Raw genomic sequence first — 26,761 nt, 5'->3', positions numbered from 1 at the left:
GGCGAGATGCTCGAGTTCCCGCACGGGTTGTTCGGGATCGCCCTGAACCTCGAAGAAGAGAGCGTCGGCGCCGTTCTGCTCGGCCACTCGACGGATATCAAGGAAGGCGACACCGTCAAGCGCACCGGTCGAATCATCTCCGTGCCGGTTGGTGACGAGCTCGTCGGTCGTGTCGTCAATGCGCTGGGCCAGCCCATTGACGGCAAGGGACCGATTGCGACCAAGAGCTTCATGCCCATCGAGCGTCTGGCTCCTGCGTCGTGGACCGGTCGCCGGTCAAGGAACCGATGCAGACCGGGCTGAAAGCCATCGACGGGATGGTGCCCATCGGCCGCGGACAGCGCGAGCTCATCATCGGCGACCGTCAGACCGGCAAGACCGCCGTTGCTGTCGACGCCATCATCAATCAGAAGGGGCTTGGCGTCATCTGCATCTACAACGCCATTGGCCAGAAGCAGTCCACTGTCGCTCAGGTGGTCAAGACGCTCGAGGATGCCGGCGCGATGGAATACACCATCGTGGTCGCAGCCGGCGCGTCCGATCCGGCGCCGCTGCTCTACATCAGTCCGTATTCGGCGTGCACGATTGGTGAGTACTTCCGCGACACGGGCCGCCACGCGCTCTGCGTGTACGACGACCTGTCGAAGCAGGCTGCAGCGTACCGCCAGCTCTCGCTGGTGCTCCGCCGCCCGCCGGGTCGCGAGGCGTTCCCCGGCGACGTCTTCTACCTCCATTCGCGGCTTCTCGAACGCGCGGCCAAGCTGCGCGAGGATGCCGACGTTGTCGACGGCAAGACGATCTTCAAGGCGGGTGGCTCGCTCACCGCGCTGCCGATCATCGAGACGCAGGCCGGCGACGTGTCGGCGTACATCCCGACCAACGTGATCTCGATCACCGACGGGCAGATCTTCCTCGAGGGCGACCTGTTCTACTCCGGCGTGCGGCCGGCCGTGAACGTCGGCATCTCGGTGTCGCGCGTGGGTGGCTCGGCCCAGACGAAGGCGATGAAGGGTGTCGCCGGCCGCCTGCGCCTCGACCTGGCACAGTACCGTGAGCTGGAGGCCTTCTCGAGCTTTGCCTCCGACCTCGACGCCGCCACCAAGCGCCAGCTCGACCGCGGCAAGCTGACGGTGGAGGTGCTGAAGCAGCCGCAGTACGCGCCGATGCTGGTCGAGGAGCAGGTGATGATCATCTACGCCGTGACGAACGGCCTGATGGACGACGTGAACCCGGCACACGTGCGCGAGTGGGAGACCGGCTTCCATGCCTACATGGCGGCCAGTCACCCGGCGATCGGCGAGTCGATCGCGACCGAGAAGGCGCTGACGAAGCCGAACGAGGCTGCGCTGCGCGAGGCGATCGCGCTGTACAAGAAGGTGGCGGCGCCCGCCGCCGCCCGCTGATTCCGCGCCACACGGACGCCTGACGCACCATGGCCAAGGGTCGCGAGCTCAAGGGACGGATCAAGTCCGTCGAGAACACGAAGAAGATCACGCGCACCATGGAGATGGTGGCGACGTCGAAGATGAAGCGGGCCGTGGACCGTGTCGCGGCCGCCCGTCCGTACGCGTCGGCGCTGGCGGAGGTGATCGGGGACCTCTACTCGGACGAGCTGGCCGAGCAGTTCCCGCTGCTGCGCCAGCCGGTGCAGATGCGCCGCGTCGCCCACATCATCCTGACGTCGAACCGCGGCCTGTGCGGCGGCTTCAACGCCAACCTGGTGAAGGAGGCGCGGGCCCAGCTGGCCGCGCTGGAGCAGCGCGGCATCGAGGTCGAGCTGCACGTGGTCGGCAAGAAGGGCATCGGCTACTTCAAGTACGTGAACCGGGCGATGGCGGAGCAGCGCACCGACATCAGCGACCGGCCGACGGCGGCCGATGCGTCGTCGCTGGTGGACACGCTGATGGCGCGCTTCATCAGCGGTGACCTGGACGCAGTGTTCGTGACCAGCTCGCAGTTCAACTCGGCCATCTCCACGCCGCCGCAGACGACGCAGGTGCTGCCGGTGAAGCCGCCTTCGGGCGGGTCGCTGAAGCGCGACTACCTGCTGTCGCCGTCGGCCGAGGCGATCCTGACCGAGCTGCTGCCGGCCTACGTCAGCAACTCCGTGTACCGCGCGCTGGTGGAGACGGTGGCCGCGGAGCAGGGCGCGCGCCGGACGGCGATGAAGAACGCGACCGACAACGCCACCGACATGCTCAGCACCCTGCGCCGCACGTACAACCGGGCGCGCCAGGCGCAGATCACGCAGGAAATCGCCGAGATCGTGGGCGGCGCCGCAGCACTGCAAGGCTAAGCGTGACGCCCAACGGATTTCCACGCATGACGTCACGCCTTTTCGGCCATGCCGGCGTTGCGAATCCTCGCGATACCAATGGGTATCGCTCCGGTTCGCGCCTTGGCCTGACCGAAAATTCGTCGACGTCATTGTGCGCGGAAATCCGTAGGTCGGCACGCTAGGGCAGCACCACGATCACCGATTACACAACCCCGAGACGGAACTCCATATGGCAGCAACAGCAACTCCCGCGGCGGTGACCGGCAAGGTGGTGCAGGTCATCGGCCCAGTGCTCGACGTCGAGTTCGAGGCGGATCACCTCCCCGAGCTGTACAACGCGCTCCGCATCGACGAGGTGCTCCCCGACGGCACGCACATCAAGGTGACGCTCGAGGTGCAGCAGCACATCGGGCGCAACCTGGTGCGCACGGTGGCCATGAGCAGCACCGACTCGGTGGTGCGCGGCATGGACGTGCTCGACACGGGCAACCCGATCATGGTGCCGGTGGGCGCGGCCGCGCTCGGGCGCATCCTGAACGTGCTCGGTGACCCGGTCGACAACGGCGCCGAGATCCCGGCGGACTCGCCGCGCTGGCCGATCCACCGCAAGCGCCCCGACTTCGTGAACCTCGAGCCGAAGACCGAGATCTTCGAGACGGGCATCAAGGTCATCGACCTGATCGCCCCGTTCGTGAAGGGTGGCAAGATCGGCCTCTTCGGCGGCGCCGGCGTGGGCAAGACGGTCGTCATCCAGGAGCTGATCAACAACGTCGCCAAGGCCCACGGCGGCAAGTCGGTGTTCTGTGGCGTGGGGGAGCGCACGCGCGAGGGCAACGACCTGTACCTCGAGTTCCAGGAGGCGAACATCCTGGACAAGGTGGCGCTGGTCTACGGGCAGATGAACGAGCCGCCGGGCGCGCGCCTGCGCGTGGCGCTGTCGGGCCTCACGGTGGCCGAGTATTTCCGCGACACCGAGAACGCCGACGTGCTGGTGTTCGTGGACAACATCTTCCGCTTCACGCAGGCCGGCTCCGAGGTGTCCGCCCTGCTCGGCCGCATGCCGAGCGCGGTGGGTTACCAGCCGACGCTGGCGTCGGAGATGGGCGACCTGCAGGAGCGCATCACGTCCACGCGCAACGGCTCGATCACGTCGGTGCAGGCCATCTACGTGCCGGCCGACGACATCACGGACCCGGCGCCGGCGACGGCCTTCGCGCACCTCGACGCCACGGTCGTGCTCTCGCGCCCGATCTCGGAACTCGGGATCTACCCGGCCGTGGACCCGCTGGCCTCCAGCAGCCGCATCTTGGACAAGCAGTACATCGGCGAGCGGCACTACCGCGTGGCGATCGAGACGCAGCGAATCCTGCAGCGCTACAAGGAGCTGCAGGACATCATCGCGATCCTCGGCATGGACGAGCTGTCCGAGGACGACAAGAAGATCGTGGGGCGTGCGCGCCGCATCCAGCGCTTCATGTCGCAGCCGTTCCACGTGGCCGAGCAGTTCACGGGCATCAGCGGCAAGTTCGTGAAGCTCGAGGAGACGATCAGCAGCTTCGACCGTCTCTGCGCGGGTGAGTTCGACCACCTGCCGGAGCAGGCGTTCTTCATGTGCGGCGGCGTGGAAGACCTGATGGCGAAGGCCGACGCGATGGCGAAGGCCTGATGCTGACGGTCTCGGTCATCTCCCCGGAGCGGATCCTGTTCGAGGGGCAGGCGAGTGCGGTGGTGGCGCCGGGCTGGGATGGTGAGCTGGGCGTGCTGCCTGGTCACGCTCCGCTGATGACGGTGCTGGGCAAGGGCGTGCTGCGGCTGGATGGCGCGGCGCAGCGTTTCCAGGTGGACGGCGGGTTCATGCAGGTGGTGGACAACGTGGTGCGGGTGGTAACGGAGTCAGCCACACCGTTGTGATGACGTAGGACCGCAGGTCCGAACAGTTCGCGAAGGCGCGCCGGAGACGGCGCGCCTTCGTGCGTTATTCCGCAGCGCGGCCGCGTCGTGCCGGCTGACCGGCATCACGCGGGAAAGGGTGTTAGTCGCGCAGCCCCGGGAGCCCCCGACACCGATGGAGTGTTTGCCACGGTTGCTTGTAACGAGCGGTCCGGCGTGTAATGTGTCGGGTTGCGGTCACGTCGAGCCGCAGTGCACGCGTGGCGGCCCGGCAGTTCATCCGCGTCCGCCGCGATCTCACCCGTGGGGGTTCCATGCGATTTGGACGGTATGCCTTCGTCGCGGCGTTGCTGGCACTCGGAGTGCCACTCGCCGCCCAACAGCCTGCAGGCGGCGCGGTCACCGGTCGCGTGACCGATCGCATCAGCGGACAGCCCGTCAGCGACGTGCGGGTGCAGATCGTCGGCACCCAGCGTGGTGCGGTGACGCGGTCGAATGGTGCGTACCGGATCGGCGGCGTGCCGAACGGCACCTACACCGTGCGGGCCTCCCGCATCGGCTACGCGGCCATGAACGCCGTCGCGACGGTGAGCGGCAACGGCGAGGCGACCGCGAACTTCGCGCTCAGCGTGGCCGAGAACGTGCTCGACAAGGTGACGGTGTCCGGGGCCACCGGTGGCACGTCCCGGGCACGCGAGGTCGGGGCGTCGGTCAGCCGCATCGACAGCACCACGTTCAACGTGGCCGCGGTGACGAACCTGTCCCAGGTGCTCTCGGCGCGCACGCCGGGCGTCTCGGTGCAGTCGGGCGGCGGCACGATCGGGGTCAGCAACCGCATCCGCCTGCGCGGCCCGACCTCGATCAACCTGTCGAACGACCCGCTCCTCGTGATCGACGGGCTGGTGTCGAACAACAACTCGTCGAACTTCTCGGTCGGTGTCGGTGGTGCGACCACGTCGCGCCTCGATGACATCAACCCGCAGGACATCGAGGACATCCAGGTGCTGAAGGGAGCCGCGGCCACCGCGCTGTACGGCACCGGCGCGGCCAACGGCGTGATCCAGATCACCACCAAGCGTGGCAAGTCGGGCAAGGCACGCTGGGGGATCTACACCGAGGCCGGGTCGGAGCGGTCGCTGGTGCCGGAGTCGGACCCCCTGACCTCCACCAACTACCGGCAGATCGGCAGGGGGCCGACGGGGCTGCGCGTGAACTGCGGACTCGAGGCCCAGACGCTGCGCACCTGCGTCAGCCGCGACACGCTGTACTCGAACTCGCCCTTCGCCAACGCCTCACCGTTCCGGGTGGGCGGCGGCAACCGGCTCGGCGTGAACGTGAACGGCGGCAGCGAGCAGGTCCAGTACTACCTGGGCGGTGAGCTCTGGCGCCAGAGCGGCATCGTGGGGCCAAGCGGTACCCGCCGCACGAACTTGCGCGCGAACGTCGGTGCGAACCTGACCTCGGCGCTGCGGGCCGACGTCACGATCAGCTACCTGAAGAGCGTGCTGAACCTGCCGATCAACGACAACGCGTTCGCCGGCACGCTGAGTGCGGGCCTGCTGGGTGGCGCGTTCGACTGCAACACGGCGACGCGCACGACGATCCTGGAATGCCGCAACGCGAACGACTCGCTCTCCCGCGGGTACGTCAGCGCCAACATCCCGGTCACGCAGTACTTCGCGCAGACGCAGCAGCAGGACGTGGACCGCCTGCAGACGGGCGTGACCTTCCGTTACACGCCGCTGCGCTGGCTGGAGAGCACGCTGCGGACCGGTGGCGACTTCGTGTACCAGTACGACCAGCAGCTGATCCCGCCCAACCGCGTGTTCCAGAGTGCCGCCAGCATCGAGGGCAGCCGCTTCCAGGCACGGGCCTACCGCCCGACGTACACGGTGACAGCGAACACCAAGGCGACCTATGACCTGACCAGCACCATCCGGCTCTCGACGCTGGTGGGCGGCCAGTACACCAACGAGGCGAACCGCTTCACCAGTGCCTTCGGCGCGGTGCTGCTGCCGGGCACGTCGTCGCTGTCGGGCACCAACGCCCGCTTCGCGGTGAACGAGACCAACTCGCAAATCGTGACGACGGCCGGTGTGCTGCAGCAGGACCTCGCGTTCAACGACCGCCTGTTCCTGACCGCGGCTGTGCGCATGGACAACTCCAGCGTGTTCGGCGTGGGCTCGCGCGACTTCGTCTACTACCCGTCGTTCAGCGGGTCGTACGTGGTCTCGGAGGAGAAGTGGTTCCCGAAGGCCGGGTTCGTCGATCAGCTCCGCGTGCGCGGGTCGATCGGTGAGGCCGGCAACCGCCCGAGCTTCCGCCAGTCGGAGACGTTCTTCAGCGCCGTCTCGGTGAATGCGGCCTCGTCGGACGCGAGCATCCCAGCCGTCACGATCGGCGGTCCGGTGGGCAACGCACTGCTGAAGCCGGAGATCACGCGCGAGATGGAGGGTGGCTTCGACTTCAACCTCTTCGGCAACCGCGTGGACGGTGAGTTCACCGCGTTCAAGAAGGACACCCGCGACCTGCTCGTGGGCCGCGTGCTCGCCCCGTCCCTCGGCGTGGCGGCCAACCAGCTCGTGAACCTGTCGAAGATGACGACGAAGGGGCTCGAGGGCACGATCAACGTCAAGCTCATCGACACCCGGGCGTTCACCTACTCGCAGCGCTTCACGGCGACGGTGTTCAACAACAAGATCGGCTCGCTGGGCAGCGTGGACGGCCAGCCGATCGCGCCGATCATCCAGGGCACGCAGCAGTTCCGCGCCGGCTACCCGGCGGGCGGCTACTTCCAGCGCAAGATCGTGAGCTACGGCGACCTGAACGCCGACGGCATCATCAGCCGCGTGAACTGCCCGGCGTACGGTGGGCTGGCCAACCCGATCCTGGTGGGCGGGCCGAAGTGCGAGATCGTGCTCTCCGACTCGCTCGAGTACCTCGGCAGCCCGCTGCCGACGCGCCAGCTGTCATTCCAGTCGGACATCCGGGTGGCGAAGAACCTCCAGTTCAACGTGCTGGTCGACTACCGCGGCGGGTCACGCCTCTACAACAACACGCGTGAGTTCCGCAACAACGGCGGCTTTGCCAACGGCCAGGACTTCTGGGACATCAATGCGCCGCTGAGCGACCAGGTGAAGTCGGCCGCGCGCGCGATGGGCACCAGCGATGGCTACATCGAGGACGCCAGCTTCGTGCGCCTCTCCGAAGTCTCGATGACGTGGGTGGTGCCGGCTGCGGCCGCGCGCATCCTCAAGTCGGGGGGGCTGAGCCTGACGATCGCCGGCCGCAACCTCGGCCTGTGGACCGACTACACCGGGTTCGATCCCGAGGTGCTGACCAACCCGGGCAGCAACTTCGGCACGGTCGACTTCCTCACGAACCCGCCTTCGCGCTCGTACACGCTCCGCGTGAACTTCAACTTCTGACATTGCCATGACACTCTCTTTCGAGACTTCGCGGCGATCCCTCGGTGTCCTGTGTGCCGGCCTCGCGCTGTCGTTGTCCGCGTGTGACATCGACAAGACGCTGGCCGTGAAGGATCCCGACGTCGCCAACCCGAGCTCGCTGAACGACGTCACCGTGCTGCCGACGCTGCGCGCCAGCACCCTGTCCGACCTGCAGGTCGCGATGGGAGCCGGCGGCGAGAGCGGCGTGATCGTCGAAAGCGCGCTGCTCGGCGACGAGCTGACCTGGGCGGAGACCTTTCCGACCCGCGGCGAGATGGACCAGCGCAACATCAACCCGATCAATGCCACGCTGAGCACGATCTACAACAGCCTCCAGCGCGCGCGGGCCACCGCCGACCGCACGGCGGCGGCGTACTACAAGCTCGCCCCGACGCAGCTCGGCCGGTCCGAGACGCAGGCGATCGCGGCGTACACGTACATCATGCTCGCCGAGATGTACTGCAACGGCGTGCCGGTGTCCGACTTCGACGTGAATGCCGGCACCTTCACGCTCGGCACCCCGCAGACCGGCGTGCAGCTGTTCACGACCGCGCTGGCCAAGCTCGACTCCGCGCTGGTGGGGCTCGATGTGTCCGTGGCGGGGAATGCGTCGGTGGTGAACCTGATCCGGGTCGGTCGCGGGCGGGCGCTGCTCAACCTGAACCGGCCGGCCGATGCCGCGGCGGCGGTGGCGGCGGTGCCGACCACCTTCCAGTACCGACTGTTCCACAGTGAGAACACGGGCCGCCAGAACAACGGCATCTTCCTCGCGACCCTGGCGTTCAACCGCCACACGGTCTCGGCGCTGGAAGGGGGCAACGGCCTGCGCTACCGCCTGGACAGCACCGATGTGCGCGTCTACGCGCCGCGTGGCCGCGGCATCGCGCTCTCGTTCGCGGTGGGTGCGGACAACAGCACGCTGTACTTCCCGCAGACCAAGTACGCGGCGCGGTCGGCTCCGGTCATCTTCGCGGACGGCACCGAGGCCCGGCTGATCGAGGCCGAGAACGCGGCCCGCAGCGGTGCGGAGTACGTGAGCATCCTGAATGCGCTGCGGACGGCCCTGCCGTCATTGATCGTGGCACCCCCCGGCCCGTCGTCGGCGCTGCTCGCACCGCCAGCGGTGGCACCCCTGCCGGCCCTGGTGGCTCCGGCCGCGCTGGCCGACCAGGTGAGCCAGGTGTTCCAGGAGCGCGCCTACTGGCTGTTCCTCACCGGGCATCGCCTCGGTGACATGCGCCGGCTGATCAAGCACCTGGGCCGCAACGCCGAGACCGTCTTCCCCTCGGGGACGTACTTCAAGGGCGGGGCCTACGGCGTGGACGTGAACGTCCCGGTGCCGTTCCAGGAGACGAACAACCCGAATTTCACCCAGTGCCTGGATCGCAATCCATGAGGACCCCACCGATGCACCGACCCATGCGGATCGTCGCGATGCTGGGCCTGCTGGCCGTGACGCTCGCTGCCTGCAGCGAGACCTACCCCAGCCTGTCGAGCCTCGCGCCGCAGAAGAAGAAGTTCACCGCGACGCTCACGGGCGCGAGCGAAGTGCCGGCGGTGACGACCAGTGCCGCGGGCACGATGGAGTTGATCCAGGAGGACTCGGTCAACATCGTCTACACGATCGAGACGACCGCCACCACCGACTCGGTCACGATGGCGCACATCCATGCCGGCGCGGCGGGGGCCACCGGACCGATCATGGTGTGGTTCTTCCCGACGGAGGCCTCGCGTGCGGCCGGCACCGGTGGCGGGACGGCGGCGAGCGTCAAGGGGATCCTGCGTGTCGGCCGGATCACCCGTGCCGGCACCACGATGGTGGCGCCGTTCACCTGGGATTCGTTGCTGGTGCGGATGAACGCGGGGACGGCGTATGCGAACATCCACACGCGGAAGAACGCGGGTGGTGAGATTCGCGGGCAGGTCACGCCGGTCCCCTGACCTTGGCGTGAGGTGGTGGGCCTGCGTCCCGTCCGGCACCTGCCGGGCGGGACGCAGGGTTTTCCGGCCTCGGCTGCAGGACTCGGCACGGTTGGTGCTACGCTCGCTGTCGTTCGCGTTTCCGTCCCCCGATCGGACTATCCCTCCCGCCCCACGCGTGTGTCCATGGCCGACCCTTTTCCCGCGTCCGGTACGGCGGCGGCGACACCCGAGGGGGTGCCGGCCACCCGGCCGCGCATCGTGGTGGCCGAGGACCACGCGGAGATGGCGGATGTCCTCCACACCTACCTCGAGGCGGCGGGCTACGACGTGAGCCTCGCCCGCGACGGGGTCCTGGCTGCCGAGCTGATCGATGCGGTCCGGCCGGCGCTGGTGGTGCTGGACGCCAACATGCCGGGGCTGAGCGGCTGGACGTTGCTCTCGCGGCTCAAGGAGCGGGGGGCAGAGGCGCCGCTGGTGGTGATGCTGACCGGGGACGACGACTTTCCGGTCGAGTCCGCCAGCGCGGATGTCATCCTGCGCAAGCCGGCGGCGCTGCGGCGGATCGCGGCCGTGCTGGCCGAACTGCTCGAGGGAAAGGCCGGCCCGGGTTAGCGGTCTGCGCCGGCGCAATCGCCGGCGGGCGTGATACATCGGCCGCCTCGTTACAGAGCCACTGAGATGTCGCCAACGTGCCTTGTATGCATGCTGGCGCACCCGTAGTCTTCACCAATTCCGGGACCCGGAGGCGCGCAAATGCGGCGCTGCCAGGGGGGCCGGAGCGCTTCGCCGTGGTCCGAATTCTGGTTGTAGAGGTCGGCTGAAAGGCCGGCAGAAGGTTGTGGTGCATGATCCGGGCCGCCGCGACGGCCTGAATGATCACCATGCTGGTCCCGTCTGCGCTGCAGGCGCGGGTTTGCCTCCGGTGGCTGGTACGCCGGATGATCACCATCGTTCCACCCCGGGCGGTCGGCTGCCGGGGTGACGCGGCCGCCGGGTGCGGCCGCGGATTCACCAGCCGGCGGATCTCCACGTGCGACCGGATTCAGGAGTCCCGCATATGACACGTACGTCGTTGGCAGGGTTGCGACGCGCTGCCGCGGTCCTCGTCTCGCTGGTGGGTACAGCGGCGATGGCCCAGGCGCAGAACGCAACCATTCAGGGCAAGGTCACCTCCGACCAGGGGCGTCCGCTCGAGGGAGCGAACGTCTTCATCACGGAGATGAACATCTCCGTGGGCACCAACGCGGCCGGCAACTTCACCATCACGGTGCCGTCCGCGCGCGTGCGCGGCCAGAACGTGGTGCTGCGCGCCCGCTCGATCGGCCAGAAGCCGGATGCGAAGAGCATCGTGCTCCGCCCCGGCGTGATCACGCAGAACTTCGTGCTCGCCGCCGACGTGAACCGCCTCAGCCAGGTCATCGTGACCGGCGTGACGGGCGCCACGGAACAGGCCAAGGTGCCGTTCGCCGTGTCGCGCGTGGACGAGAAGGACATGCCGGTCGCCGGCGTGAACCCGCTCTCGCAGCTCCAGGGCAAGGTGCCCGGCGCCTCGATCGTCTCGAGCTCCGGCCGCCCGGGCGCCCAGCCCGCCGTGCTGTTGCGCGCCCCGACGTCGATCAACGCCAGCGGACGCAGCCAGGAGCCGCTGTACATCGTGGACGGCGTCATCCTGCAGGGCCCGCTGCCTGACCTCAACGCCCTCGACATCGAGAGCATCGAGGTCGTCAAGGGTGCGGCCGGCGCCTCGCTCTACGGCGCCCGCGCCGGCAACGGCGTGATCCAGATCACCACCAAGTCCGGCCGCAGCGCCAGCGACAACACCGTCCGCTACGGCCTGCGCACCGAGGCCGGTGCCGGCGACATCGAGCGTGAGTTCCCGCTCTCGCAGTACACGTTCCTGCAGCAGGATGCCACGAAGCAGCTCTTCTGCGACGGCAACGGCTTCAACAATGGCAACACGCAGCCGTGCACGCGCGTGTCCGACATCTACGCCGACGCGCTCCGCATCAACGAGCAGGGTGGTGACTTCGCCCTGACGCCGCGCACCTACCGCAACGACGGTGGCATTGCCGGCAACCTCGGCGTGACGCGCCTGCAGAACCTGTATGCGACGGGGGCCTTCCCGGTCACGTACAACCCGATCGGTGCCACGATCACGAACGGTCGCTTCTCGACCGTGAACCTCGACGTGACGGGCCGCTACCAGGGCGCGAACTTCTTCGCGAGCGTGAACAACACGACGCAGGAAGGCTCGATCCGCTACCTGAGCGGCCTGCGCCGCAACTCGGTGCGCCTGAACGTGTCGCAGAGCTTCGGCTCGAAGTGGTCGGCCGCGGTGAACACGTACTACAGCCGCCTCGACCAGGACGGCCTGAACCAGTCCGGCTCCGAGACCGGTGGCACCACGGGCTTCTTCCGCCTGACGCGTGTGCCGGCCTTCGTGAACCTGCTCGCCACAGACGCCTTCGACCGCCTGTACGTGCGCTCGAACCCGCTGGCGCAGGGCGGCCAGAACGACAATCCGCTCTACTCGTTCCAGAACTCGAAGCGCAACGACAGCCGTGACCGCTTCATCGGCAACGTGGACCTGAAGTACTCGCCGCTCAGCTGGCTGGACGTGCAGGGCCAGTTCGGCTACGACCGCTCGAACGGCGACCAGTTCTCGGTGCAGGATCGCGGCTTCCGCACGACGACGTCGAACCCGGCCGTCAACAACGGCAGCATCTTCCGCCGTGCGTTCGCCGACCAGTCGTTCAACACCAGCTTCAACGCCACCGCCCGTCGCTCGTTCGGCGAGCTGAACACGAAGCTGACGCTGCGCTACCTGTACGAGCAGCAGGACTTCAAGGCACAGAACTCGGGTGGTGACAACATCCCGTTCCCGGGCGTCGAGAATTCCGGCGCGCTGATCCAGAACCTGGCGATCGGCTCGAACCTCGAGAGCGTGCGCCAGATCGGCCAGTTCGCGAACCTCGACCTGGACTACAAGGATCGCTACATCGTGAGCGGCCTGGTGCGCCGCGACGGCTCGTCGCTGTTCGGCTCGGACAACCGCTTCGCGATGTTCGGTCGTGGCTCGGTGGCCTGGCGCGTGGCGATGGAGCCGTGGTGGTTCGTGAAGCCGATCAACGAGCTCAAGCTGCGCGCCTCGATCGGGACGGCCGGTGGCCGCCCGCGCTTCGATGCCCAGTATCCGAGCTTCGGTTTCCAGGCCGGCGGCGTGATCAACCCGACGCTGCTCGGCAACTCGAACCTCGGCCCGGAGAAGAACCGGGAGGTCGAGATCGGCCTCGATGCCGAGGTGCTGAACAAGTTCGGCGTGACGATCAACTACGCGACGTCGGACGTGCGCGACCAGATCCTGCCGGTGCCGGTGCCGAACGTGACGGGCTTCTCCACCCAGTGGCAGAACGCCGGCACGCTCAGCAACAAGACGTTCGAGATGAGCATCAACGTCCCGATCATCACCAAGCAGAACCTGAGCTGGAGCACGCGCTTCAACTACGACCGGACGCGCTCGACGATCACGAAGCTGAACGTGGCGCCGTTCACGGGTGGCGTGGGCCTGCAGAGCGTGGAGAACGTCTTCCTGTTCCGCGAGGGCGAGAAGCTCGGCACGTTCTACGGCACCAAGTTCGCGCACGCCTGCGGCGACCTGCCGGCGGCGTTCGCCTCGCAGTGCGGCGCCCGCGGCTCGGGCCAGCAGTATGAGCTGAACAACGAGGGCTTCGTGGTCTGGACGGGCGGCCTGTCGCAGGACAGCGCCTACACCCGCAACTACTGGGCGGCGCGCAACATCTCGTCGACGTCGAACGCGACGCCGTGGAACGCGAACTACAACTACGGCACGCTGATCCCGCTGCGCGACACGACCCTGGGCAACCCGGTCCGCTCGCTGCCCCTGGGCAACACGCTGCCGAAGTTCCGCTGGTCGATCACGAACACGGTCACGTTCCACCGCCTGAGCGCCTACGCGCTGCTGGATGCGTCGCATGGCGCGCGGATGTGGAACCAGGGCTACGCCTGGAGCCTCGGTGACTTCATGGTGTCCGAGGTGGACCAGGCCAACGCCACGATCGCGAACGCGAAGCCGGCCGGCTACTACTACCGCGCCGAGCGTGGCGGTGGCATCGGCGGCAAGTACGACGTGCTGGGTCCGAACGACCTGTCCACGTTCGATGCGACATATGCGCGCCTGCGCGAGGTGTCGCTGTCGTACCGTGTCGGCAAGGTGCTCGGCGCCGGGAACTGGAGCGTGGGTGTCGTGGGTCGCAACCTCGTGACCTTCACGAACTACACAGGCTTCGATCCCGAGACCGGCCTCGCCGGCGGGTCACTCGGCTCCCCGGTGCTGAACGGCGTTGATCGTTACGCCTTCCCGAACCTGCGGACCTTCACGTTCTCGCTCGGCTCCACCTTCTGAGCTCCGGGCCCCGGCACCGCGTCGCCGTGACGCGGTGCCAGGGGGGCCTGCCATACCTTATGAGACTCACACAGATGCACATGCGTTTCGTGCGCGTAGCCGCAGCCTGCGGCGCCGTTGCGATGGCGGGGTGCGACAGCAACCTGCCGGTCAGCAACACCAACGTGGTCGACGTCAGTGCCGCGTTCCAGACGGCCGATGGCGCGGCCCAGGTCGCGGGCAAGTCGTTCCAGGGCATGTTCGTGGGCCAGTACAACACGCTCAACTCGATCTGGCCCCAGACCCTCAACTTCGGCCTCGAGAGCGGTGCCAGCGTGAACAACGCCGGCATGAACGTGCGGATGGGGCTGCCGCGGGACATCCTCGACAACTCCCTCGGCAGCGCCAACCTCACGCTCCAGGGCAACAACCAGGACTTCAGCGTCCTCACCCGCTTCGCGCGCCAGAGCGCCGACGCCGTGAAGGCACTGGACAAGCTGTCGGATACGCCGCTGGCCAAGGCGCGCACCCGCGCCATCGGGTACTTGAACATCGGCTACGCCCTCGGGCAGCTGTCGATGATCTACGACTCGGCCTCGGTGATCACCCCGTCGGCCACGGATGAGGCGAACTTCGCGCCGGCGTCGGTCGTGAACGCCACCGCGCTCGCGATGCTCGACTCCGCGATCGCGGTGGGCACCGACAACACGACGAACGTCTCGCCCGCCTTCCCGATCCCGGGCGCGTCGTACATCAACGGCACCAGCCTCGATGCCCAGACGTTCGTCCGGATGGCCCGGTCGCTGAAGGCCCGCTTCCGCGCCGGCGTCGCGCGCACGCCGGCCGCGCGCGCCGCCGTGAACTGGACCGAGGTGCTCGCCGATGCCACCAACGGCATCACGTCGAACATCACGGTCACGCTCGACCCGACGCTCGGCTGGTCGGTGAACGGCACCATCGTGCAGCTCACGCTGTACCAGGGCTGGCACTACATGCCGACGCCGATCATCGGCATGGCCGACACCTCGGGGGCGTACAACGCGTACATCACCAGCGGTGCGCTGGCCTCGCGCAACGGCTACATCCTGATCAAGACGCCGGACAAGCGCTTCCCGTCCGGCGAGACCCGTGTCCTGCAGAACGCGCAGAACACGCAGGAGGCGCCGAGCGCCACGCTGTACTTCCGCAACCGCCCGGCGGGCGAGGACGGCACGTCGGCGAATGCGCGTGACGGGTGGTCGAACTCGTTCTACGACCACACCCGCTTCCGCGCCATCCGGAACGCCAGCGGTTCGGGCACCTGGGTGCTGATGGAGTCGGACGAAATCGGCATGCTGGCGGCCGAGGCGCTGCTGCAGCTCAATCGCCCGGCTGAGGCGATCCCGCTGATCAACGACAGCCGCGCCCGCAACGGCCTGGTGGCCATCCCGCTCACCAACGGCGTGAATGATCCCGTCCCGGGCGGCAGCGGCTGTGTGCCGCGCGTGCCGGTGGCGGGTGGCACGGCCACGGCCTGCGGCTCGACGTTCGAGGCGATGAAGTGGGAGAAGCGCATGGAGACGGCCTTCACGGGCTACTCGCAGTGGTACATCGACAGCCGCGGCTGGGGTGACCTGATCGTCGGCACGCCGCTGGAGTGGGCGGTGCCGATCCAGGAGCTGAACTCGCGCCTGAAGCCGCAGTACCAGAACACCAACCGTGCCGCGGTCGGCACGTACGGCTTCTGAGTCGACGCTGATGCGACACCTCGCTGTGCAGCGACTCCGCGTGGCGCGCGCGACGGCCGGGATCACCGTGCTCGTGGCCTCCCTGTCGGGATGCTACACGTACGGGCCCCGGTCGGCCCGCGACGACATGTCGGGCGCGCCCATCGAGGTGCTGCTGAACGAACGCGGACGGGCGGATGTCGTGCAGAGCCTCGGGGCGGATGTGCTCTCGTTCCGTGGCAAGCCCATCTCGCGGGTTGATGGCGTGCTGACCGTGGCAGTGGACGAGGTGACCTACATCAACCGGCCGAGCAGCAGGTGGTCGGGTGAGCGGGTCAGCGTCCCGGAGTCGCAGGTGCGTGACGTGAACACGCGCCGCTTCGCCCGGGGCAAGACCCTCGTCACGGTCGGCGCCGCCGTCGGTGGCATCGTGATGTTCATCGTCACGCGCTCGTTCATCGTCAAGGGCGATTCGGGCGGCGAGCCGACCAATCCCCCCACACAGCAACAGTGATCCGGCCGGTGCCGGATCGTCACTCCTTCATCATCTGATGACCATGTCTCTCTTCAAGTCCTCGCTGCGCACCGCCGCGGCCGCCGGTATGCTCGGCGCGCTGGCGGCCTGCTCGGCTGATACCGGTCCGACCGTGACCCAGGTCGGTGATCTCGCGTACGTGCGCGTGATCAACGCGATCCCGGACACGGGCGCGATGATCTACCGCTTCGTCGACCAGATCGAGAACCCGCTCGAGGGGCTCGGCCTGAACTTCCGGCAGGCCTCGGCCTACGCGGGCACCAAGGTCGGCGCGCGTCAGCTTCGCGCCTTCATCGTGAGCACCACGCCGGCGATCGTGGCCGGCGCGCCGATCCTCGACCGGTCGGTGACGCTCGCGAAGGACACGTACTACACGCTCCTGCACGTCGGCCTCGCACAGGGTGACCGGGACAGCATCATCGTGCTGGTGGATTCGTTCCCGTCGTTCAGCGCCCTCGGCGCCCGCGTCGGCATCCGTGCCGTGCATGCGATCCCGTCGGGCGTTGGCGCCGTGAACGTGTTCACCACCAAGCGCCTGGCCGATGCCCTGCCGGCCACGCCGGCGTTCTCGAACGTCACGTATGGCCGCGCCACGGCGTACGCACAGGTGACGGCGGACACGATCGCCGCGCGGGTGCAGGTGGCAGACACCCCGACCACCGTGCTCTCGGCGCTGGCCCCGGTGGGCACCGCCGGCACCACGGCCGTCAACCCCGACGGCGGCTCGCGGATCGCCGGCTCGTCGCTCACCGCGGTCGCCTTCCCGGCCGGCCTCGGCGCGCGCGCCACGTCCAACGCCACCAACCCGCAGTTCAGCGGCTCGCCAGCCGTGGTCTGGTACCTCGACGGCCGTCCGCCCGAGACGGTGCCGAGGGTCCGCCCGTAAGGGCTGCCTGCGCAGCATGCCGGCACCGGGCGTGATGTCCCGGCACCGGCATGATCGCGGGGCGCACCGCCGCAGCAGCGAAGGTCAGGACGCAGGGGGTCGCCGACGGAGGTTCGTCGTGCGGCCCCCTCGCACGTTCAGGGACGGGATGCCGCCGGTGCCGGCTCGCCGAACCGCGCCGTGAACGTCACGCGCATGGCCACGGGGCGGCCGTTCCGCCGCGCCTCGTTGAAGCGCAGCAGTGGCAGGGCCTCGAGCAGGGCATCGCCGAACGCGGGTTCCGTCGCACTGACCACCTTCGCGTCGCGCACCCAGGGCTCGCCGCCCGGCAGCACCACGAAGGAGGCGGTGGCCTCGCCGGGGCGCTTCTTCCGCCTCTGCTCCACGGGATAGAGCGGCGGGACCGAGCGATCGCGGTCGAGTGTGGCGACTTCGTCCACCTCGTGCGGCTCGAACACCACATCGGGGGCGGCGTGCTGGTCGGCGAGGGGCGCGTGTGCAATCGCATCCATGCTGCGCGACCACATGACGACGACGCCACAGCGCCCCTGGCCGGCGGTGCCCCAGAACTCCGATGGGGTGCGTGAGCCATCCACGTACACTTCCACGCCGGCGAGACTGCGCGGGTCGATCGCGTCCATGTTCAGCTCGGCCATCGAGGCGGCCGAGCCGTCGATCACGACCGTCGGGAAGCAGTTGCTCCCGCTGGCCGCGCCGCCGCTGCGCCCGGCGACACCCATGCGCACGGCGGTGCCACGGATCATCGCGTCGGCGGTGCGGACGTTCTGCGTGCGGCCCCAGCCCGGCACCGTGCGGATCAGGTCCGCCATGCGCTGCACGTTGCGGCGGTCGATGTCGGCCACGGTGAAGAAGTAGCCGTCGCCGCGCGCCCGGCGCTCGTAGAAGCCGGCGAGCGGCCCGGTGAAGCGGTGCGTGTTGCGACCGCGGACGATCATCGGTGCGATGACGGTCGCCACACTCGTCATGGCCACCCGGATCGGCTCCGGGGCACCTCCGCACGACGGCATCACGTTCTGCGTGGCGGCGACGAAGCCCAGGCGTCGCAGTCGCAACACGACGGGCGCCGCGGAGCCGGTGCCGAAGGTGGCGCGCCCGTCCTCGCGCGTGCGCACGGACTCTCCGCGGCCGAGCGTCTCCACCGACACGTCGGACAGCGGCGCGCCCGCGGAGTCGTGGGCGAGCACGGCGACGCGGCACTCGGGAGCAGCCGCCTGGCCGGCCACGGGGGCCGGTACGGCGGCGGCGACGACCGTGACGGTGGCGACGCCGAGGAACTGCGTCCGACACCCAGCGTACATAGCTTTCATCCACCGATAGGGAACCTGTACTCTGACACCATGCACCCAGTGCCGCAAATAGTACGGACGCTGCGGGCCGCGGCGGTATTCCTGGCACTGGGATGTGCCGTATCGAACCACGCCGGCGCACAGGCGGTTCCGGCGCGCCCGGTGGCGGCCACGGCCACGATTGCCGGGGTGGTCGTGGATTCGGGCGGCGCGCCCGTGAGCGGCGCCGTCGTCCGGCACGTGTCGGGCGAGCCGCATTTGGAGACCGGTCCGGACGGGGCGTTCCGCCTGGCCGGGTTGGTGCCCGGCCGCGTGTCGGTCGAGGTGCTGCATCCCGGTTTCCGGCTGCTGGCCTTCGAGTTCGACATCGCCGCCGGGGTCACGGCGTCGTTGCGGCTGACGCTGACACCGGCGCCCTCGGCTGCCGCGCCAGCCGCGCCGCCGGAGACGCGCGATTCGGCCGTCGTTCCGGCCGCGGTGGATTCGCAGCAGCCGGTCAGCGGTCCGCCCCTCCCGCCGCGCCGCGGCGGGCTGACCGGCGCGATCGTCGATTCGAGCGGGCGTCGCGTGTTCGGTGCGGTGATCAATGCGATCTCGACCCCGCTCACGGCGAGCAGTGACTCCTCCGGTCGGTTCCGCCTCGCGCCGCTGGAAGGAGGGCTGCAGTTCATCCGCGTGCGCAAGGTCGGATACCTCGCGGAGTACCTGCCCGTGACCATCGTCGAGGGGCGCCTGGCGAGCATCACGGTGAAGCTGCGGCCGGCCGGCCAGACGCTCGCACGCGTCGAGGTGCGCGCGGATGCCCGGTCGGCGGCGATGGCGGGATTCGACGATCGCGCGCGGACGGCGAACGGCATCTTCATCCGCCGCTCCGAGCTGCTGGCACGGAACGCGTCGAACGTGACGGACGTGCTGCGCGGGCGGAACGGCATCACGCTCTTCCGCAACAGCGACGGCAACCAGGTGGCGTACGGCCGCGGGTTGACCACCAGCATCCAGGGGTGCCCGATGGGACTCATCATCGACGGCACGCCGATGGTGACCGGGCGGAGCGGGCTCTCCTTCTCGATCGACCAGTTCGTGAACGTGCAGGACATCCGCGCGATGGAAGTGTATCGCTCGGGCCAGTCGGTGCCGGCGGAGTTCCAGCGCCCGGAGACCGACTGCGGCGCCATCATCGTCTGGACGCGCTGAACCACCGCTGCCGCGCCGTCACGCCGCCATGCATCACGATGGTACGGGGTGCGTGAAAAGCGGGCGGGTGCCGCGAGCCTGACAACACAACGTGCCTGCGTCAGCCATGCGTCATGGCTGACGCGATGCACGCCCCGCCAGGGGAGCGACGTCGCTCGACACGTTCCCTGGCTGGAGGTGGATTCCGATGCGACATACGCATGCGGGAGCGGTGCTCGTCGTCTGTGCCGTGGCACTGACGGCGTGTCAGGATGGTCCGGTGGCGCCGCGCAGCGGCGGTGCCCCGATGGTCTCGGCGGCGATCGGTGACTGCATGGGTGTGCTGGCCAGCCGGGCGCCGCGCTCGCTGGATTTCCCGGCGTACGGCCTGCCGACGATCACGGTGACGGCAAGCTACCCGACCGGCTTCGGGTTGCCGTTCGACGTGATGCAGGCGATGCGGTTCCCGATGGGGTCAGGGGCCGAACGCGCCTCGTGCCTCAACTCACCGCAAGTGTACTACGCGGCGGAGACGCTGTCGGTGGCGACGAGCGACTTCGTGCCGGCTCCTGCCGGCGTGGACACCGAGTTCTGGGGGTCGCTCTCTCCCCGCGAGCGGCGCATCCTGCTGGCGAAGGCGGAGGAGTACCTGCGGGTGTTCCCGGACCGGTACCCGACGGTGGGATCCGTGATCAACCAGGTGTTCGCGGAGCCGATCCTGGGGAACAAGGCTCGCGCGAAGATCCGCGCGAACGACTATGCGCTCGCGCCGGCCGAGTCCGAGCAGCTGGCAGGGGGCATCTACGGCTGCCTGCTGTACCGCAATTTCAGCAGCAACCCGCACTGGTACCTGCTGAACAACGAGACGCTGCGCCTGGTGATCGACCTCGTGTCGGCGTTCGCGGAGGCGGAGTTCGCCTGGCTGCCGATGCGCGGGCTGCAGTTCGGCCGGAACGGCTCGTTCGGCGCGGCGATGGCGGCGTCCGACCACACCACCGATTGCGGCACACTGGTCTTCAGTTCGATTCCCGGTGGGCGCATCCGCATCACCGATCCGTACCAGCAGGCCACAGGCTCCACACCCGGCGGTGCACCACCGCCGGCCCCCGAGCCCGGGGGCGGGCTGCCGCCGGGCTGGTACGACTACTGACGCCGGACTGCGATGACGGCGCGATGACGCGCCAGACAAGAATGGGCACGGGTGCGCGGAGCATCGCGCGCGCCCGTCACACTGGAACGGAGGAAACCATGCAGAACGTCATCCGTCGTGCGATGGCTGCCATCGTCGCGGCGTGCGCGGTGGTGGCCACCGCGGGAGCCCAGGGTGCGGCCGCGCCCGGCGCGGCATCCGCCGCGTTCGAGACCTTCCTGCGGGCGACGGCCGCCCTGGGTGCTCCGGCGACCGCAGTCCATGCCGCGTGGCCGCTGCCGGTGGGACGGGCACCGTTGGAGCACACCATGCGCTTCACGCCGGCGCACGTGGTGCGCCTCTTCCTCGGGCCGGCCGCGTCGGGCCGTGACAGCGTCACGCGGCTGCGCGCCGCCAGCTATGTCGAGTCCGTGGCGGACACGGTGACGCTCCGTGCACGGGTGCAGGTGCTCACGCGCCAGCTGGTGCAGGTGCGGGGTGGGGCCGCCGACCGCTGTTCGACGCTGCAGGGCGAGCCGGCGTACCTGTTCGTGCCGCAGCGCGGGAGCCGAACCTGGACGAAGGGCGCGCCGGGAACGGCGGTGCAGCTGACGTGGGAGGTCGCCGCGGGGCCCACCTATGCGATCACGGTCACGTCGGGCATGCATCTCGCCGCGGATGGCGAAGCAGCGTGGGTGGCCTGCCCCTAGGCGCGCGGCGCGGCACGTTCGAGCAGTCCGGCCACCAGGTCCGTTGATCGCGTCGCGGCGCCACGGCCACGTTCCACGAGTGTGCGCGCGTGTGCGCCCGCGGTGGTGCGAGCCCCGTCGTGCGCGGGATCGAGCCATCCGGTGAGCACGGTGGTCAGCGACCGGGCATCCGTGACCGGTGTGGCGCCGCCGGCGCTGATGAGCAGGCCTGCATCGCGGCTGGCCGTGTGCCGTGGGCCGAAGACCACCGGCGCGCCGAACGCCGCCGGTTCGAGCACCGAGTGCAACCCGGCGCCGTGGAAGCCACCACCCACGAAGGCGATGTCGGCAACGGAGTAGAGCTCGCCGAGCACTCCCACGCGGTCCACCAGCACCACGTCGGCCGATTCGTCGCCGTGCGCATCCAGGCGCAGGCACGTGAGGCCGCACCCGCGCGCCCACGCTTCCACCGGCTGGAGGTGTGCCGGCGTTGGTTCGTGCGGCGCGATGATCAGGCGGAGGCGACCCGGGTGGATTGCCGTGAGCTGGCGCCATGCCTCGAGCAGCACGGCATCGTCGGCGGGCCAGGTGGAGCCGGCGACGCAGGTGAGGCGCGCCGTCGTGCGGAACCGGTCGAGCGTGGGCGCCGTGCGTGCCGCGTGCAGGGCGCGGGCCCACACCTGGTCGTAGCGCGTGTCACCCGTGACCTGGATCACCGACTCGCGAACACCGATGTCGACCAGCCGTGCCGCGTCGGCGTGGTCGATGGCGCCGACGGCCTGCAGGGCGCCGTAGGCATCGCGTGCGATCGCGGCGGCCAGGCCGCCGCGTCGGCCGCTGGTTGCCGCGATCGTCGCGCTGATCATCCCGAGTGCGACGCCCCGTCGGGATGCTTGTTCCACCAGCACCGGCCAGACATCGAGCTTGCTGAAGACGAGCGCCGACGGCGACAGTGCCTCGATGGCGCCGGCCATCTCGGCGGCGCCGTCGAACGGCAGGTAGTCGTGGAAGTCGGCACCGGTCCGCGCGGCGAAGGCGGCGGCGCTCGGCGAGAAGTGGGTGTAGGCCTGCTGCACGCCCGGGAACCTGGTGCGCAACTCCGCCATGACGGGTGTGGCCTGCAGGCCCTCGCCCACGCTCGGGGCGTGGAACCAGGCCAGCGGGCGGCTGCGGTCACGTCCATTGGTCGCGAAGTCGCGGTACCGGGCGCCCAGCCCGCGGCGTGCGGCCACGCTGCGGGCCAGCTTGCCGTCGCCGGGCCACCCCGTTGCCACCACGCCGCGCGCCAGCAGCCCCGCCCCACCGTAGAGCGCCCGCAGGAGGGGATTCACGGCACCACCGCGCCGTTGTGCATGCGGAGCACGGGCGGCGGTGCTGGACGGCGGGGCGTCAGCGCGGCGCCGACGCCGCGAGGTTGGCGTCGATCACGCGGCGGAAGTCGGCGAACGGATAGGCGCCGCTGAGCAGGCTGTCGCCGATGATGAAGGCCGGCGTGCCGCTGATGCCGGCGCTGGAGGACCGCTCGGCGTCACTGGCGATCAGCGGCCGCGTGGCGTGCGTGGTCATGCACGAAGCGTAGCCCTTCTCGTCGAGTGCCAGGGTGCGCGCGAACCGTGCGAACATCGTGTCCGGCTTCGCGATGTCCTCCCAGCGCGGCTGGGCGTCGAACAGCGAGTCGTGCATCGTCCAGAACTTTCCCTGCACCGAGGCGCACATCGCCGCCTCGGCGGCGGGCCAGGCGTTGCGGTGGCCGCGGAGGGGGAGGTTGACGTACGCCATGCGGACCTTGCCGTTGTCCACGTAGGCACTGCGAAGGAGGGAGTACGTGGAGTCGTGGAAGACCTTGCAGTACGGGCACTGGAAGTCGCTGACCTCGAGCACGATGACCTTCGCGGTGGAGTCACCGGTGATCCGGCCGAGATCCGCCTTGCGGAGGAGTGCCGTGTCCATCACGACCGTGGCGGAGTCCGGCCCATAGGTGATGGCCGGGCTGGCCGGCGTTGCGCTCTCGGCGGTGCGGGCGCAGGCAGTCAGGGCCAGGGTGGCGAGGGCGCCGAGCAGGAGGCGGACGGTCATGGTCGCGTGGGGTCTGGAAGGAGCTGGAAGTTACTGCCGGCGGGCGCTCCGACGGCACCGGTGCCGCGTGGCGGATCCCGCGCGCCTGACACTTCCCGGCGACTGCGGCGTATTATTCAGCGTCACCTCAAACCCAGTCGATGCACTTTCTCTCGGCGCTGGTCGCCGGCGTGTTTGCCCTGTTCCAGGGCGTGGCGATCCCGGCGACCCCGGTGGGGTACGTCAACGACTTCGCGGGCATCCTGCCTGCCGATCGCGTCACGCTGCTGACGCGCATCGCCGAGGACGTGAAGGCCAAGAGCGGCGGCGAGATCGCGGTCGTGACGATGGCGGATCTCGGCAACCGTGAGGCGGCCGACGTGGCGCTGGAGATCGCCCGGACCTGGAAGGTCGGCGCGAACGACGCCGTGGGGTCACGGGCACGGAATGCCGGCGTGGTGATCCTGCTCGTGCCGAAGGAGACGAACACGAGCGGTCGCGGCGCCTGCCGGATCGAGGTCGGGCAGGGCAGTGAAGGCTTCATCACCGACGGGATGTCGGGCGAGATCTGCCGGGAGGCGGTGCCGTACTTCCGCGAGCAGGACTACGCCCGCGGGCTGTCGCTGGTGACGGTGCGGGTGGCGCAGCACTATGCCGCGGAGTTCGGGTTCGCGCTCGACACGACGCTGGTGCCGCGGCGCCGTGTGCAACAGGCGCCGGAGATCCAGGTCAGTCCGCTGGTGGTGTTCCTGATCATCATGGTGATCATCTTCCTCCTGTCGAGCGCGGGTCGCGGCGGGCGCGGCGGGCGTGGCGGTGGCGGGGGTGGCGGGTTCATCCCGGTCGTCCTGCCGAACATCGGTGGCGGCGGCTGGGGCAGCGGTGGTGGCTGGGGCGGCGGCGGTGGTGGAGGAGGTGGCGGATTCGGCGGGTTCGGCGGGGGTGGCGGTTTCAGCGGCGGCGGCGGAGGATCGAGCTGGTGACGACTTCAGTGATGCAGGCCACGGAGGAGGCGAGTTCGATCGCGATCGGCGAACTCGTCACCGAGCTCGAGCGTGTCTTCGGTGACACGCTGCGGGTGGTGCTGAAGTTCGGGTCGGCGGTGGCGGGAGAGGTGCTCCCGCACCAGTCCGACACGAACCTGCTCGTGATCGTCGATGCGCTGCCGCTGGACCTGCTGATCCGGAAGGCGGCGGCGGTGCAGAAGTGGACGGCGGCCGGCAACCCGCCGCCGCTGCTGCTCACGCTGGACGAGTGGCGCTCGAGCGCGGACATCTTCGCGATGGAGTACGCGGACATCCTGCACCGCCACCAGGTGCTGGTGGGGGATCCGCCGTTCGCCGGCGTTGCGGTGGACGCCGAGGACCTGCGACTGCACGTGGAGCGGGAGGCGATGGGCAAGCTGCTCCAGCTGCGCCGGGCGGTGATGGCGGTGGGGGACAACCAGCGGCACCAGTTGCAGATGCTGGTGAACGGGCTGTCCACGCTGATGGTGCTGTTCCGGGGGGTGTCGCGGGTGGCAGGCCAGCCACCCGCGATGGACTACCGGCAGCTCAGCCGCGACGTCGCGGCGCTGGCCGGGTTCGATGCCCGGCCATTCGATCGGCTGGTGCAGCATGCGCGTACCGACGTGCAGATTCCTTTGACGGATGTGACGCCGGTCCTGCTTGGCGTGCTGGATGCGATGGGGCGCCTGGTGGCGTACCTGAACCGCGTGGGTGGGTCCACGCGGTCGGCGTCCGCCGCGGTCTAGCGTCGGCCGTCGCGGTCCCCGGTGCTGCGTCAGGCAGCGCCGTTCACTTCAGATCTTCGAGAGAGCGAAACGATGCGTGACTTGACGATGGCTCGACCCGACCCAGTGCGCAGCGCACGGACGCGATGGCTGCGACGCGCGGTGATGCTCCTGCCGTTGGCGCTCGGCGCCTGCGGCTACAACACGATCCAGTCGCTCGATGAGTCGGCGGCGAAGTCGCAGAAGGAGATCGAGGTGCAGCTCCAGCGCCGCGCCGACCTGATCCCGAACCTGGTGGCCACGGTGAAGGGCTTCGCGGCGCAGGAGTCGAGCATCTTCATCGCCGTGGCGCAGGCCCAGCGCGGCCTCACGGGCGCGCTGGCGCGCCCGGGCGGCGCCAACCCGGCCGAGCTGGCGCAGGCCAACGACGCCCTGTCGCGCGCCGTCCTGCCGATGATGACGCTGGTCACCAGCTACCCGCAGCTGCGGAGCGATGCCCAGTTCCTGAGGCTGCAGGATGAGCTCACCGGCACCGAGAACCGCATTGCCGTGAGCCGCACGGACTACAACAACGCGGTGAACGAGTACAACGCGTACATCCGCAAGTTTCCCGCGGTGATGACGGCGAAGGTGCTCGGCAGCAAGCCGCGCGAGTACTTCGAGGTGACGGATGCCGCGAAGCGCGAGGCACCGACGGTGGACTTCACCGCGCCATCGGCCACGCCGGCCCCGGCGGCGGCACCGCCGGCCACACCGGCACCGGCCACGCCGTGACGCGCCCGGCCTGACGGCGCCCCGGCACGACGACGAAGGGCCAGCTCCAGTGCACCGGAGCTGGCCCTTCGTCGTTGGCGTATCCGGTGCTCCGCGCCGGCCGAGCGCGGAATCGATCGCGGCGCGCAGGACCGGCAGTCCGGCGGATGCCGGGATGCGCCGGGTGCCCAGCACCACCGTCAGCGGCGCGCCGGCGCGTGCCGTGTCGGCCCAGTCGATGTCACCGCGGATCTGGCGCAGCATCCGGCCGCTGTCGATGCAGTTGTGGAGGGCGAACGCATCGATGCCGGGGGTGGCGACGAGCGAGTCGATCACGACGTTCGCGTCCTTGGTGCCGCCCCACAGCGCCTGCTGCGCGAAGAGCCGTGCCCCGGCCTCCCAGAAGCGGCCCTGGGCGCTGGCGCAGAGCGCGGCACTGGCGGCCCGCACCGCGTTCGGGTGCGAGCGCAGCGGGTAGTGCACCCAGGTCAGGCGTGCCCGCCCGGAATCGATGTACGCCGCCCGGAGCACCGGCAACACCGAGTCCGCCCACGTGCGGCACTCGGCGCACTGGTAGTCACTCACGACCATCAGGCGGACCGGTGCGCTGCGGTCACCGAGCACGCGGCCGGCATCGGCGGCCTGCATCATCAGGTCGGGGACGATCGCCTTGCGGTACTCCGGGATCTGCCTGACATCGGTGCCGGGGACATCGGCGGCGGCGCTGCGTGGCGACCCTTCACAGCCGGTGAGCAACGCGAGCAGCAGCAGCGCCCGGATGGGCCGGATCGTGGACGTGGTGCGATGCATACGGAAGGCTAACCCGCCGTGCCTGTCCAAGCCAACGGGAATAG

Annotated in this window: 20 protein-coding genes and 2 pseudogenes; 18 read left to right on the top strand and 4 right to left on the bottom strand. The window is 69.2% G+C overall.

The genetic code is table 11. The annotated features are described in order from the left end of the window. The 12 genes and pseudogenes from IT355_11075 to IT355_11020 all read left to right on the top strand — a co-directional run bounded on the left by IT355_11075 (position 1) and on the right by IT355_11020 (position 17,069). A pseudogene (locus tag IT355_11075) lies at positions 1-1,403 on the top strand (F0F1 ATP synthase subunit alpha). 29 nt (positions 1,404-1,432) lie between these two features. After that, the gene (atpG, locus tag IT355_11070) at positions 1,433-2,296 is read left to right on the top strand and encodes an ATP synthase F1 subunit gamma (protein ID MCC7053799.1); all 864 of its coding nucleotides are present in this window, start codon (positions 1,433-1,435) and stop codon (positions 2,294-2,296) included. A gap of 211 nt (positions 2,297-2,507) precedes the next feature. Then, positions 2,508-3,944, top strand: a complete 1,437-nt coding sequence (gene atpD / locus IT355_11065) for a F0F1 ATP synthase subunit beta (GenBank protein ID MCC7053798.1) — start codon at positions 2,508-2,510, stop codon at positions 3,942-3,944. Then, positions 3,944-4,189, top strand: a complete 246-nt coding sequence (gene atpC / locus IT355_11060) for an ATP synthase F1 subunit epsilon (GenBank protein ID MCC7053797.1) — start codon at positions 3,944-3,946, stop codon at positions 4,187-4,189. The genes atpD and atpC overlap by 1 nt, the downstream gene beginning before the upstream one ends. Positions 4,190-4,482: 293 nt before the next feature. Then, entirely contained in the window at positions 4,483-7,596 is a 3,114-nt protein-coding gene (locus tag IT355_11055; protein ID MCC7053796.1) for a SusC/RagA family TonB-linked outer membrane protein, read from the top strand. Positions 7,597-7,603: 7 nt separating this feature from the next. Further along, positions 7,604-9,013, top strand: coding sequence for a hypothetical protein (locus IT355_11050; GenBank protein ID MCC7053795.1), 1,410 nt, complete (start codon positions 7,604-7,606; stop codon positions 9,011-9,013). 11 nt (positions 9,014-9,024) lie between these two features. Beyond that, positions 9,025-9,558, top strand: coding sequence for a CHRD domain-containing protein (locus IT355_11045; GenBank protein ID MCC7053794.1), 534 nt, complete (start codon positions 9,025-9,027; stop codon positions 9,556-9,558). 165 nt (positions 9,559-9,723) lie between these two features. Beyond that, positions 9,724-10,152 (top strand): response regulator transcription factor, encoded by a 429-nt coding sequence (locus tag IT355_11040; protein MCC7053793.1) that lies wholly within the window; start codon positions 9,724-9,726, stop codon positions 10,150-10,152. A 445-nt stretch (positions 10,153-10,597) separates the two neighbouring features. Beyond that, positions 10,598-13,963, top strand: coding sequence for a SusC/RagA family TonB-linked outer membrane protein (locus tag IT355_11035; GenBank protein MCC7053792.1), 3,366 nt, complete (start codon positions 10,598-10,600; stop codon positions 13,961-13,963). 89 nt (positions 13,964-14,052) lie between these two features. Next, complete coding sequence (locus IT355_11030) at positions 14,053-15,669, top strand: RagB/SusD family nutrient uptake outer membrane protein (protein ID MCC7053791.1); 1,617 nt, start codon at positions 14,053-14,055, stop codon at positions 15,667-15,669. Between the two features lie 10 nt (positions 15,670-15,679). Continuing rightward, positions 15,680-16,162 (top strand): hypothetical protein, encoded by a 483-nt coding sequence (locus IT355_11025; GenBank protein MCC7053790.1) that lies wholly within the window; start codon positions 15,680-15,682, stop codon positions 16,160-16,162. Positions 16,163-16,199: 37 nt separating this feature from the next. Then, on the top strand, positions 16,200-17,069 hold the full coding sequence (locus IT355_11020) for a DUF4397 domain-containing protein (protein ID MCC7053789.1): 870 nt from the start codon (positions 16,200-16,202) through the stop codon (positions 17,067-17,069). A gap of 137 nt (positions 17,070-17,206) precedes the next feature. Here IT355_11020 and IT355_11015 read toward each other — a convergent pair whose 3' ends face one another. Further along, on the bottom strand, positions 17,207-18,388 hold the full coding sequence (locus IT355_11015; protein MCC7053788.1) for an energy transducer TonB: 1,182 nt from the start codon (positions 18,386-18,388) through the stop codon (positions 17,207-17,209). A 39-nt stretch (positions 18,389-18,427) separates the two neighbouring features. On the opposite strand from IT355_11015, the gene IT355_11010 reads away from it, so the two are divergent. The 3 genes from IT355_11010 (at position 18,428) to IT355_11000 (ending at position 21,388) form a co-directional block, all read left to right on the top strand. Beyond that, positions 18,428-19,570, top strand: coding sequence for a carboxypeptidase regulatory-like domain-containing protein (locus IT355_11010; protein MCC7053787.1), 1,143 nt, complete (start codon positions 18,428-18,430; stop codon positions 19,568-19,570). A gap of 187 nt (positions 19,571-19,757) precedes the next feature. Next, positions 19,758-20,699 (top strand): hypothetical protein, encoded by a 942-nt coding sequence (locus IT355_11005; protein ID MCC7053786.1) that lies wholly within the window; start codon positions 19,758-19,760, stop codon positions 20,697-20,699. Between the two features lie 98 nt (positions 20,700-20,797). Further along, positions 20,798-21,388, top strand: a complete 591-nt coding sequence (locus tag IT355_11000; GenBank protein ID MCC7053785.1) for a hypothetical protein — start codon at positions 20,798-20,800, stop codon at positions 21,386-21,388. Here IT355_11000 and IT355_10995 read toward each other — a convergent pair. Both IT355_10995 and IT355_10990 read right to left on the bottom strand, forming a co-directional pair. Then, positions 21,385-22,698, bottom strand: a complete 1,314-nt coding sequence (locus IT355_10995; GenBank protein MCC7053784.1) for a hypothetical protein — start codon at positions 22,696-22,698, stop codon at positions 21,385-21,387. The genes IT355_11000 and IT355_10995 overlap by 4 nt on opposite strands. A 58-nt stretch (positions 22,699-22,756) precedes the next feature. Further along, positions 22,757-23,443 (bottom strand): thioredoxin domain-containing protein, encoded by a 687-nt coding sequence (locus IT355_10990; protein ID MCC7053783.1) that lies wholly within the window; start codon positions 23,441-23,443, stop codon positions 22,757-22,759. A gap of 140 nt (positions 23,444-23,583) precedes the next feature. Here IT355_10990 and IT355_10985 point away from each other — a divergent pair, with 140 nt between their 5' ends. The 3 genes from IT355_10985 (at position 23,584) to IT355_10975 (ending at position 25,928) form a co-directional block, all read left to right on the top strand. Then, complete coding sequence (locus IT355_10985) at positions 23,584-24,405, top strand: TPM domain-containing protein (protein MCC7053782.1); 822 nt, start codon at positions 23,584-23,586, stop codon at positions 24,403-24,405. Beyond that, positions 24,402-25,175 carry a hypothetical protein gene (locus IT355_10980; protein MCC7053781.1) on the top strand — a complete coding sequence of 258 codons (774 nt, stop codon included), beginning with the start codon at positions 24,402-24,404 and terminating at the stop codon, positions 25,173-25,175. The genes IT355_10985 and IT355_10980 overlap by 4 nt, the downstream gene beginning before the upstream one ends. Positions 25,176-25,262: 87 nt before the next feature. Then, positions 25,263-25,928, top strand: a complete 666-nt coding sequence (locus tag IT355_10975; GenBank protein ID MCC7053780.1) for a LemA family protein — start codon at positions 25,263-25,265, stop codon at positions 25,926-25,928. Positions 25,929-26,039: 111 nt separating this feature from the next. Here the strand turns inward: IT355_10975 and IT355_10970 are convergent. Next, positions 26,040-26,717, bottom strand: a pseudogene (locus IT355_10970) (thioredoxin domain-containing protein). Between the last annotated feature and the right edge of the window lie 44 nt (positions 26,718-26,761).

The sequence above is a fragment of the Gemmatimonadaceae bacterium genome (genome assembly GCA_020851035.1).
Lineage (GTDB): Bacteria > Gemmatimonadota > Gemmatimonadetes > Gemmatimonadales > Gemmatimonadaceae > JACMLX01.
Note: the sequence above shows the minus strand (reverse complement) of the source record. Positions and strands in the feature narration are given on the sequence as shown.